Genomic DNA, 14,377 nt, shown 5'->3' with positions numbered 1-14,377 from the left:
AATCTAATAAAAAGTGGAATAACATACTAGATTATTCACGAAAAAATGGATAGACATGTAAAACAACAAAAAAAATAAAATTTATGAGTAGAATGATAATGTATGATAAATATAATATCATACATCTTTACTCATAATTTCATTACAATTTTTTTTATATTTTAAGCTAAATAAAATCTCCAGAAAAAACATATAAACAAACAACTACTTTTAAAAAAAGATTTAACAAATATACAAATTTTATGTAATTATAATGTAATATTAACAAAGCATATTACAGTAATACTCTATTAAACAATATTAAATAAAATATTTTTACAATGATAATATTATAATGTACATTAATAAACAACACTATTTTTCTTAAAAATATCCATAAAAAAGACCAAAACACTAAAAAATTGTACAATAATAAGTCAAAAATGGATATAAAATCATATAAATATTATAATGTTCAAAAATATCAATGTAGATAATTCTACAATTAAGTTTATTGACAAAAAAATGCAACATTTTCTAAAAAAACATGAAAAATGACTTGCATATATTCAACAATAAACAAAAAAAAATAACAGAATATAATATAAAATCTAAACAAAAAACACAACAAAAAACAAATACAACACAAAAAAAAAGACACAACAAGACCAGAAACTACTAGAAAAAAATATTATATTCACGAAAATATACAAAGGAGAAAAGAAAAATAAAGAAAAACAAAATCATCAAATATTAAACATATTATGATGAAAAAAATATTAAAAGCGAGAAAAGGACTATGATAAAAAGAAACAAAGCAATACTCTGTTTCATCCTAGTCATGTTCATCACTTTAACAGGTTGTTCACTTGTAGCTGCAACCGATAATGCAGACCACAACACAACAACCACAACAATAACAAAAGAGGTAACACAAAATGCACAAAATAACCAAAACAACAACCTACAACAAACACAAAGTGACGACAACACTATCGAGGAGACAGATGATCAAAATGCGGTAAAACAAAACAAAACAAATGCAAAGGCAAAAACAATAAATAAAGTTACAAACAACACAAAAAACACCAAAACAGATATCTCAACAGTAACCCAAGCTTCAAATATAACTGGAAACAGGCAGGGTGATTTTATACTGGGTGATGATATTAATTTAGGAACTGCTAAAATTACTATTACAGGTGCTTTCACATTAGATGGACAAGGACATACAATCAGCAGACCTGATGGTTCAGGAACTTCAATTACTACTTCTGGTAGTATAACTAGTCCTATAATCATTAAAAATGTTGTTTTTAAGGATTTAGCCGGTACAAATTCAGTATATTTTGATGGTTGTACAGATGTCTTAATAGAAAATTGTACTTTTATTAATTGTAGTATAGGTTCAGGAATAATATATTTAAAAGATGGTGCTAACCTTAGAATGAAAAATACTGAGTTTTATGGTGTATCTCCTATACTTCATGTATATTCAAGTGCAACGTGGACCGGTTCTCTTTCAACGGCCAGTCTTTCTGAAATAAGATATAATGGTACTGAAATTAAAACAACCGATTTTGGAGCTAGTTCATCTAAAAGAATATTTACGCAGAAAGCAAAAGTTGTATTTTTATATCTTGATGTTGATAATATATTTGTTAATGAAACAAAGACTTATAATATTAATATAGGTGAACAATCAGCTACTCAAGGTGGGGATATTAACAAAACATTTGAGCCTATTACAGGACCACTTTCATATAAACTATTAAATTCAGAAGGTAATGAACTTACACATGGTTCAGATTCATCAGCTAATGGTGTATTATCATTTGATTATACATTCAATAAAAAAGGAGAATATTATATTCATTACGCTTATGATGGATTAGATAATTATAAAGCTATTAATGGTACTAAAACCATTAAAGTTTATGAAACCAGTTCCATGTCAAATGTTAATATAGCTTCAATATCAGCTACTGATGGTGTAACTGTTCAGGTAAATGTTAAAAATAGTACTGGTAGTACTGTTCCTAGTGGTATAGTTAAAATGACTGTTAAAAATAATACTTACGAAGGTACTTTTGAAGGTACTGTAGAAAATGGTGTTGCAACTATTAACTTACCTGGTACTTTAGTAGGTGGAACTTTTAATACTGTCATTAATTTTACGGGTGATGAAGAAAATTTCATTGCACCATCTTCAATTACTGATACTTTAGATCTTGGTCATGAACAAACTGATATAAATGTTGTTCTTCCTAGTGAGTTTAAGGTGGGTGAACCTTTCACTTTCGATGCATATCTCACAGATAGTTCTGGTAACGGTCTTGAAGGGCAACCATTAGTTGTTAAGATTAATGGTGAAACTCTTGGTGGTCCATACACTACTGGATCTGAGGGTAATATTAGTCTAACTTATACTCCTACCAGTAATTCTACTATTACAATTAGTGTAGAATATGCTGGTACAGAGGATTATTCTGGTAAAACTGTTGAAAAAGTGATTAGTGGTTCCAGTATTTCCTTGATGGATCCGGTAATTAACTTTTATACTACTGGTGATGCTAGTATCGATGAGGAATATGTTGTATTGGTTAATGTAACTGCTGGTGATGAATTACTTGATTCAAGTGATTCTCATATTGTATTAGATGCTAATTATATACATCTAGAGGATAACCAATTTAGTCAGTATGATTCTGTTAATAAGCTTTGGACTATAAAGTTCACACCTTCTAAAATGGTGAATCATACTATTATATTTAATTATCATGAAGTAGTTGGAAAAATTAACAGTGCAACTAAAAATATTACTGTTCCTGTTGAAAAGCTTCCTTCATTTATTGAATTATTTTATGCTGAGGATGATCATAGTAATGTCACTTTAGCTGTTGGTATTAGAGATGCTGAGGGTAATCTTATTAAAGATGGAAACTTGCATCTTAATATGAATAACACTGAAAGTGAAAGACAAGATTATAATCTAAGTGATCTTAATAATGACTTATATGATTATAAGTGGAATATTACTATTGATGAGGGTAGAAATCTTTATTTAATTTATCTGGATCCTAAGTTTTTCAGAGAGGATGGGGAACCATACGCATATGTTACATTTAGTAAATCAGATAAGTATCAAGATAATGGTAAATCTATTAGTAGTATGGATGAAGCTAGTAAACATGACACTTATGTTAAATTAAATACTTATGAAGATGAATATAATACAACTATAAAAAAGGTGTTCTATCTTAATGAAACGGTATATATACACCTTGATATATTCAATCTCCAGAATTTCCCTCAAAATGGTAAATACAACATAACTATTACTAATAACAATAACCAAGAATCAGTATTTTATGCTGATCAAACTTCAAATAACAAAGACGGTAGTACTCAACACTATCTTCCTAGTATTCTTGGGGCAGGGGAATATACTGTAATAGTAAATTATTATGGTAGTGGTGGTAACAGGCCATCATCGGCTACTACAACATTCACAGTACTTAAACTTGAATCAACTACAGTAGCACGTATTATAAATAATACTGCAGGTAATGTTTCAATCGGTGTAAAAATATTAGGTCAACATAATGAAGCTATACGTACTGGTAAGTTAACAGTTGAAGTGGATGGAGTGCCAAGAGTAATAAGCTTCACTAAAGTTGATGCAAATGATGAAGTTATAATAAATCTTAATGATCTTAACCTTGGTATTACAACCACAAGCACAGTACCTATAACTATTACCTATCAAGGAAATGACAGGTATCAAAGTAGTGTAGCATTGGATGCTGCAACTATTGGTGAAGGACTAACACCAGAATCATTATCAACTATTACTGCAGATCCTGGAGTGACAGTAATAAATGTTACAATAGATCCTAGCAGTACTGTGACAATTGATAACAAGTTTAACGTGTATGGTTATCTTACAGAAGTTGATGGAACACCAATAACAACAAGTAACCTTAACATTACCATAATAAATCCTGATGGAAGCATTAAATCATCAGAAAACATTACAACACGGGGTAATGGGTTCTACGATAAAGAATTTACTGCAACAGTTGGCGAATACGAAGCAGGAGAATACAAGGTAAACATATCATATTATGATGAAAACCATAATATTGTAAATGTAACTAAAACATTCACTATACGTAAAATATCAACCAATATGGCAGTAACAGTAGAAAACACTACAGTTGGTAACATCACACTACGCGTAAAAGTTACTGATGAAAATGGAAACCCAATAAGTGAAGGTAAGATAAACATCACAGACCATGAAGACAACATAATATGCAATGATGTAGAATTAAACAGTAATGGTGAAGCAACACTACCACTTACTACGATAACAAGTAACATAGAAAACATTTTTTATGTTGTTTACTACAATGGTACAAGCAAATATGCATCAAATTCATATAATGATATGATATTGGATTATGATATAATTACACGTAACATTACAATTAGTGCAACTCCTGTAAATGACACGTATGGTGATGTACAAGTTAAAGTAAACATATCAGATGCAACAACAGGTGCAGGAATAATAGGAGCAGAATTCAATATTACTGATAGTGAAGGTAATGTTGTTGGTACTGGTACAACCGGTGCTGATGGAATAATCAGTATCACGTTAACAGAGGATTTACCTGTGGGTAATAATACTTTGAAAGTGGTATTCCCTGAGGGTAATGAAACCTACTCTGCTAATACTCTGGAATTTACTGTTGACATTAAACAACGCAGCACAGACATTGACGTGAGTGTTGCTAACACTACTGCTGGTAATGTAACTCTTAAAGTAACATTAACAGACCCTAATGATCTTTCAAAGATTATTAGTAACGGTACAATTATTATTACTGATAATGGTGTAGTAGTTGCTAATCATACATTCACTGGCAGTGCTGATGGAATAGTTTATGTAAAAACTAACATCACAGACTCTGAAGCAGAACATAACCTTGAAGTATTATTCACTGGTAATGAAGTTTATGCTGATGCAACATTTGATGACACCGAAGGCGTACTAGACTTCGTGGTTGCTAAACGTAACTCAACAATCACTGTTGACCCAACCAACAATACAATTGGTAACACCACAATCAAGGTAACAATACTTGATGAAGATGGAACAACAGGTGTATCTGATGCAGTTGTGAACATATACACTGATGATACCAAGACTGTACTAATAGGTACTGGTGTAACTGGTAATGATGGTACAGTAGATATACTATTGAATGCAACACCTGGAACTACAGGTTTCTATGTGGAGTATCCTGGTAACACTACCTATGATGCAAAGAACACAACAGAAACAATTAATCTTGAAAAACGATTAACTAGTGTGAATGCTTCACTTGTTAACAGTACTGCTGGTGATGTCTCAGTTCGTGTGAACGTTACTGATAAGACTACTGGCACTCCGTTAACAGAGGGTACAATTGTTATCAAAGACAAGGATGGTAATGTTGTAGCAGAAGTTCCAGTAACAGGTGATAATCCTGGATATGTTGATGTAAAAACCAACATCACAGGTTCCGGTGATAATAAGTTAACCGTTGAATACAAGGGAACTGATGTATATGATGATGCAACATTTGATGATACCGATAACGTATTATCATTTACTGTTGATAAACGTAATGCTACAGTAGATTATGAAGTTGTAAACTCTACACTTAATGATACTGTTATAAAAGTAACCTTACTTGACCAGGATGGTGTAACACCAGTAACTGGCGGTACAGTAAACGTATACATAGATGGTGTGGAAAATCCTATTGGAAGTAACACTACTGATGAAAATGGAGTAACACTCATTAAATTAGATGTGCCTGTAGATACAACTCAGCTTGTAATTAATTATACTGGTAACACCACATATAATGAGAATGTAACTACTAAGCCTATTAGTATCACTCCTCGTATGGTTAATGTTACTGCATCAGTTACTAATGTTACTGCTGGTAATGTGACTGTTCGTGTGAACGTTACTGACATTGCTAAGGATAATGTTGTAAGTTCTGGTATTGTTAACATTACAGTTAATGGTGAGGTTGTTGCAAGTATTAACCTTGAGGATGCTGAATTCGAGGATGATGGTACTGTACTGGTCACTACTAATGTTAGCGAAACCGGAAGGTATAAGTTAACAGTAGTATATGATGGCAGTCCACTTTATGGTGAAGAATCATATAATCTTGAAGCAATCAATGTATTACCTAAAGAATCCAATATCACAGCAGAAGTACCTGTCAAGGTTAAAGGTAACACTAGTGTTAATGTGACACTTGTTGACCCAGTAACTGGTGAAAAACTTAACGGTACAGTTTACGTATCTGTTAATGGTGCAAGGGCAGTGCCTGTTGAAGTAGTAAATGGTACTGGTGTATTGCCTGTTGACATGAATGTTGGCAGTAACACTGTGAATGTAACATTCAATGGTGATGAAAAATACAATGAAACTCGATACGATTTCACTGTAACAGTTGATCCTCGTACTGCAGTTGTAGAAGCAGAATTTACCAACAGTACTCAGGGTAATGTAACACTCAAAGTAACAGCTAAGGATGAAGAAACCGGTGAAGGCATCAATGGTACTGTGGAAGTAACTTTACCAAATGGTACAAAAGTTAACGTCCCAGTTGTTGATGGTGAAGCAAGTGTTGTTCTTGACATACCAATAGATGGAGAAAATCCTCAACAGGTAGGTATTAAATACCTCGAGGATGACACTTACCCAGAAAAGGTATTACCATCTGAAAGTGTTACTGTTGAACAGCGTAACAGCAGTGTAACAGCAGTGCCTGGAAGCACTAGTGCAAACAGTACCAGTGTAATCGTAACAGTAACTGATCCTGTAACTGGTGAACCTATATCTAGTGGTACTATTGTTGTTACTGATAATGGTGTTGAAGTTGCAAGAGTTGAGTTTAACGATGAAACTGGAGTAGTTGAAGTTCCAACCAATATTACAACCAGTGGACCACACATGTTAAACGTAACATTCACAGGTAACGCTAACTACACTGATGCTAACTACACAGATGATGCATTATCCAATATTAATATTGCAAATCGTACAGCTAAAATTGATGTAACACCTGGTAACAGTACATTTGGTAACACTACTATTGATGTAACAGTCACTGATAGCCAAACTGGTAATCCATTACCTGAAGGTGGAAAAGTAGTTGTATATGATAAGGATGGTATAGAAGTTGGTAACGGTACAATCGACAAAAACGGTAAAGTAACCGTACCAGTAGACGTACCTGTAGACACTACAGAACTTGTAGTCAAATACCTTGGAAACGAGTCAAGCTATGATCCTGTAAATGTAATTTATACTGATATCAAAGTTGAACCTCGTGCAAGTAACATGGTAGCAACCGTAACTAATGCTACAGCTGGTAACATTACTGTAAAAGTAAACCTTACTGATGCAACTACTGGTGAAAGATTAACTGTTGGAACAGTTAACATAACCAATAAGGGCGAAGTAGTAGGAACAGTAGACCTATCAAGTGCTGTTCTGGATGAGGACGGATTAGTAGTTATCAGTACTAACATTACTAATGTTGGTAATTATGCACTCGTAGCTAACTACTCTGGTAATGAGAATTATACTGGAGCAACATTTAACATTGAATCATTCGATTCTACAGCTAAACAGTCCAATATAACAGCAGACATACCAAACACTACTAAGGACAACACTACAATAAATATTAAACTGGTTGATCCTGTGACTGGTGAAGGCTTAAATGGTACAGTATATGTTATCGTTGACGGCCAGGAACCAGGACGAGCAGTAAAACTAGTAGATGGTGTACCGGAAGATGAAGTAAAACTCGACTTACCAGTTGGTAATAGCACTGTAAAGGTAGTGTTTGATGGTGATAAAACCTATAATGCTACAGAACATGAATTCAATGTAACTGTTGAGCCACGTAAAATTAATGTGAACGCTACATTAACCAACACCACACAGGGTAACATTACACTCGAAGTTAACGTTACCGACAGTGAAACAGGTGTTGGCGTAAACGGTACTGTAAATGTTACACTACCAAACGGTACAAACGTAACAGTACCAGTAGTTGATGGTAAAGGAGTAATTGTTCTTGACATTCCAATCAATGAAAGTAGTGATAAACCGTTAGTGGTTACATTCCCTGCTGATGGAGTGCACAATGAAACAACTGTAAACACAACCAACACATTAACAATAAACAAACGTGACAGTAAAGTAACCGCACAGGTAACTAATGCTGTAGCCGACAAAGCAGAGATTACTGTAACAGTAGTAGACCCAGTAACAGAACAACCAGTTACAAGCGGTAACATAACAGTATATCTTGCAGATGAAATTGTTGGTAAAGCAGAACTTGGCCCTGATGGAACTGTAATAGTCAAAGCTGATTTACCAGTAAAAAGCACGTACAACTTAAAAGTTGTATATGAAGGCAATACTAACTACACAGGTGATTCAACAGACTTAGAAAATGTTGAAATATTGGGTAGTGAATCAGAGTTCAATGTAACTGTAACTAACACTACACAAGGTAATGTGACTATTAAGGTTGACCTTGTTGACCCAGTAAGTGGTGAAAAATTACCAGTAGATAAAGTAAATGTAACATTACCTGGTGAAGAAACACCTAAAGAAGTTCAAGTAAACCCTGATGGTACAATCAACGTGCCACTCGACGTTGGACCAAACGATATCAATATATCATATCCTGGTGATGAAACATACAACGCAACCAGCATACCAGTACATGTTGACGTAGATACACGTGCAATGAATGTCGTTGCAGAAGTAACTAATATGACTGCTGGTAACATCACTGTAAAAGTGAATGTAACTGATGCAACTACGGGTAAACCTGTAACTAGTGGAAAAGTTAACATTACACTAGGTGGTGAAGTTGTCGGAGAAGCAGACATCAAAGAGGATGGAACAGCTACCATATACACCAATATTAATAAGACTGGTAAGTACACACTAGTAGCAAATGTAGGTGGAAACACTAACTACACAGATACTTACACCAATATTGATGCATTTGACAGCACACCAAAAGAATCCAACATCACAGCAGAAGTACCAGTCACGGTTAAAGGTAACACTACTGTAAATGTAACATTTGTTGACCCAGTAACAGGTGAAAAACTTAACGGCACAGTACTCGTATCAGTAAATGGAAGCAAACCTGTCCCGGTACAGGTTGTTGATGGTGTTGGTGGAATACCAGTAGACCTGCCAGTAGGTAACAGTACCATAAGTGTAACATTTGATGGTGACGAAACCTATAATGAAACAGGCATTGAATTCAATGTAACAGTAGAACCAAGAAGTATTGATGTAGGTTATACTATAACCAACAATACACAGGGAAATGTTACAATTGAAGTAACCGTGAACGATACAGAAACAGGAGAAGGCATAAACGGAACCGCTATCGTATTCGTTGATGGTACTCCAGTAGAAGTAGAAATCAAAGATGGTGTAGGTACAGCAGTACTTGACATACCAGTAACTGGTGGAGAAGTAAGCGTATCATACCCAGCTGATGACACCTACAAGGAAGTTCCAGCTACAACACCAGAAACCGTAACTGTAACACAACGTAACAGCAGTGTAACAGCACGTCCTGGAAACACCAGTGCAAACAATACAAGCGTAATCGTAACAGTAACTGATCCTGTAACTGGTGAACCAATAACCAGTGGTACTATTGTTGTCACTGATAATGGCGTGGAAGTTGCTCGCATAGTCTTTGATGACACAACGGGTGTGGTGGAAGTTCCTACTAACATTACAACTAGTGGACCTCACAAGTTAAACATCACCTACCTGGGTAATGAAAACTACACAGAAAGCAGCTACACAGACGAAGCATTATCAAATATAAATATTGCAAACCGTACAGCTAACATCACAGTAACACCAAACAATAACACAGTTGGTAACACTACAATTGACGTAACATTAGTTGATAGTGTGACTGGTGATGCATTACCTGAAGGTGGAATAGTCGAAGTATACGATGAAAACGGTCAACGTGTAGGAAATGGTACAATCGGCAGTGACGGAAAAGTCACAGTACCAATAGAAGTACCAATAGACACGAAGAATGTAACTGTCAAGTACCTTGGAAACACTACAAGCTACGACCCAACCGAAAAAGAATTCACTGAACTATCACTAGAAAAACGTGCAAGTAACATAACAGCAGAAGTAACCAATACAACTGCTGGTAACATCACAGTAAAAGTGAACGTAACCGATGCAACAACCGGAAAACCTGTAAGTAGTGGAACAGTTAACATCACACTAAACGGAGAAGTAGTGGGAACAGCAACTATTCCTGATGACCTAAAGGAAGATGGAACAGTAATCATCCACACCACTCTTAACGAGACAGGTAACTACAAACTAGTAGCCAAATACAGTGGAGACGAAAACACAGCTGGTGAAACATACACTACCAACGCATTTGATGCAACACCTAAAGAATCACAGGTAACCGCAGATATTCCTAACAAGACCAAAGGAAACACTACAATAGAAGTGGAACTTGTTGACCCAGTAACTGGTGAAAAACTTAACGGTACAGTATATGTAACCCTACCAAACGGTACCAATGTACCAGTAGAAGTAATCGAAGGAACTGGTAAAGCATTACTAGACCTACCAGTAGGAGAAAACACTCTTACAGTCAAATATCCATCAAACAATAAGTATGATGAAGATGTAATCACATTACCAGTAACCGTGGAACCACGTAAAATCAACGTGAACGCTACATTAACCAACACCACACAAGGAAACATAACCTTAGAGGTAAATGTGACCGACGATGAAACAGGTGTTGGCGTAAACGGTACAGTGGAAGTAACCCTACCAAACGGTACAACAGTACCAGTAACAATAGTGGATGGAACTGCAACAGTAGTACTGGACATTCCAATCACCAACAATACTGGTGAACCGTTAGTTGTTAAATTCCCTGCTGATGGAGTAAACAATGAAACCATAGTAAACACTACTAACACGTTAAGTATAGAAAAACGTGATAGTACTTTAACTGCAGAGGTTTCACCTAAAGTTGCAAACAAAACATCAGTAATAGTGGAAGTACGTGACCCAGTAACAGGAGAACCAATCACAAGTGGATATGTAAACATAACCATTGGTGATAAACTGATTGGAAGAGCACCAGTTGGACCTGATGGAACAGTAGAAGTAATGGTTAACATTGCCGATAAAGGAACATACGACTTGAATGTAACCTTTGAAGGAGACGAAAACCATACCAGTTTCACAAGAGAATTAACCGGCGTACCTATAATGGGAAGTGAATCCAAACTAAACCTCACACCATTAAACACAACCAAGGACAACGTAACAATCAAGGTAGACCTCTATGACCCAGTGACAAATGAAACACTACTACTAACTACAGTGAATGTAACATTACCAGATGGCACAACCACAGAACTACCAGTAAGTGAAGAAGGTACAATTACTGTGCCACTAAGTGTTGGTGAACAGAACATCACAGTAAGCTATCCTGGTAGTGACACGTTCAATGCTACAAGCACGCCACTAAACGTGACCGTGGAACCACGCAGCACCAATGTCGACGTAGAAGTAACCAATAACACAGCAGGTAACACAACAGTAAAAGTAAACGTAACTGATAGTGAAACAGGCGAACCAGTAACTAGTGGAAATGTAACAATCACAGTAAACGGTGAAGAAGTAGGAAGACTACCAGTAGGACCAGACGGCACAGTCACAATACCTACAAGCATATCCTCAACAGGAACCTATCCAATAGTAGTAACATATGAAGGTAACAATGACAGTGCACCAGTCACAAAACAGGCAGATACAATAACTGTAACACCAAAAGAATCACAAGTAACCGCAGAGTTAACAAACAATACAAGAGGAAACACCTCAGTAAACATAAAACTTGTTGACCCAGTAACCGGAGAAGGATTAAATGGTACAGTAACAGTGACACTGCCAAACGGTACCAACGTCCCAGTAAACGTAACCAATGGTGAAGCAGTCATACCAGTCGACCTACCAGTAGGAAACAACACACTACGTGTAACCTACCTAGGAAACGAAACCTATGACAGCATACACTATGAAGTACCAGTAAATGTACAGAAACGTGAAACCACACTAACATCAGAAGTAGCAAACACCACTGCAGGAAGCGTAGCATTCAAAACAAGTCTACGAGACACTACCACAGGAGAACCAATAACAGGTGGAGAAGTAGTGGCTATAGTTGGTGGTAAAGTTGTTGGAAGAGCACCATTAGACAAGGATGGAAACGCACTTATCAACACTGACCTCGGTAAATCTGGTGACTATGAAGTAGTTCTCAAGTATGAGGGCAACCCAGAATACGAAACCAGTAACACAACCGAGAAAGATGTGCATGTAAGTCCAAGACCATCCAACGTAACAGTAGCAGTAACCAACAACACCTGTGGAGACACCAAAGTAAACATTACAATGGTAGACCCAGCAACCAACAAACCAGTAGACGGTAAAGTAATAGTAACACTGCCAAACGGTAAAAACATCACAGCAACCGCAGAAAACGGAAACATAATACTACCAGTAGACCTCCCAGTAGGAGACAACACAATAACAGTCACCTACCCAGGAAACGACACCTATGATGACGTAGTAGTAAAAGTTCCAGTAAAAGTTGCAAAACGTACAACCACAACCAGTGCAAAACAATTAAACAACACTGCAGGTGACGTGGCAGTAGAAGTACGCGTAAATGATGAAGCAACCGGTGAACCAATAACAAGTGGAGAAGTAACAATCACCGTAAACGGTAAACAAGTGGGAAAAGCACCTGTAAGAAATGGTGTAGCAATAGTAAACACCAACATCGACAAGACCGGAAACTACAAGTTAGACGTAAAATACAATGGAGGAACAGACTATGAATCCTCACAGACCACTCTAACAGAAAAAGTAGAACCAAGAAAAGTAGATGTTGACGTAAAAGTTGTGAACAACACAGTTGCAAACACCACATTTGAAGTAACAGTAACCGATAGCGGCAATGGAAAACCAGTAGCTAACGAAACAGTAACAGTAACACTACCAAATGGAACACGTATGATTGTTAAAACAGATGCTAATGGACGAGCTATCATAAAAGCTGGTGCTACTTCAGGAAACAACCAGATAGTAGTGAGTGTAGATGGAAACGATAAATACAACACATCAAGCACAACACTAAACACTACCATAGTAAAATCACGGGTAATCCTAACCGTTGACAGTGTAACCGGAACTGTCGGTGAAAAAATCACGTTAACAGCACATGTTGTCAATGAATATGGTAAACCAGTAAGTGGTGGAAACATAGTATTCAAACTAAACGGTCGTTCACTACAGACAGACGGACGCTTCGACACAACAACCAACAAGCCAATGAAACTCAAAGTAGTAAACGGACTCGTAACTTTCACAATGAATGCAGACCTTTACCTAAGAGCAGGTAAAAACATCACAGCAAGCTATAGTGGAAGCTACCAGTACGAATCAGCTAAGGGTAACATAGCCGAAGCCAACATCAGAAAACGCACAGCAAGTGTAAGCTTAACTACCAGTCCAAAACTAGTAAAACAGGATAAGGACGTAGTATTCACCGCTAAGGTAACAGATGTGACAACGGGCAGCACAAAATCCATGGTAAACGATGGCGCTTATGTAATCTTCAAGATCAACGGTAAAACACTTAAAGATTCCAAAGGAGAAAGCATAAAAGTCAAAGTAACCAAAGGAGTAGCTAAGTACACTTACCACGTACCACTTGGTACAAGTGGAATGATTGATGGACACATGAGAGACTACACTGTAACAGCAGTATACGCAGCTGATAACTATTATCCAGATGCAAGAGATACTAATGTATACAATGTGGAAAGAAGTTCAACCAAGATCAACATTACAAGTGCAACTGTTAAGAATGACCAACTTTCCATAAAGGCAAAAATACTTGACCAGTATGGAAAGAATGTGATTGGAAACAACCAAATATCCATTAAAGTAAATGGTAAAACATTTAAAATGAATGGTAAAAATATTATAACAGTTAAAGATGGAAAAATCAACTTATCTGGTATAAAATTAGGTGGTAACAAGGTTAAATCATTAACTATTATCACTGGTGAAAGACAATCATATTATGAGTCACAAGTTACTACTAAAAGTGTTAAAACTTTATAATTACACACATAATAACTATATAAAATTTCAAATTTTTTTCCTTTTTTTTCAAATTTTTTTACTACAATATATAAA

1 protein-coding gene is annotated in these 14,377 nt (G+C 35.9%); it reads left to right on the top strand.

Going from position 1 to position 14,377, the window contains the following annotated elements; translation table 11 throughout:
* Window positions 1-778 precede the first annotated feature (778 nt).
* A complete protein-coding gene (locus PXD04_RS17645; protein ID WP_323736129.1) occupies window positions 779-14,302 on the top strand; it encodes a SpaA isopeptide-forming pilin-related protein in 13,524 nt (4,507 codons plus the stop codon).
* Window positions 14,303-14,377: the final 75 nt, after the last annotated feature.

Source organism: Methanosphaera sp. ISO3-F5 (genome assembly GCF_034480035.2).
In the GTDB taxonomy this organism is placed as follows: Archaea; Methanobacteriota; Methanobacteria; order Methanobacteriales; family Methanobacteriaceae; genus Methanosphaera.
The sequence above is the reverse complement of the archived record's forward strand: the minus strand, read 5'-3'. Positions and strand labels throughout refer to the sequence as shown.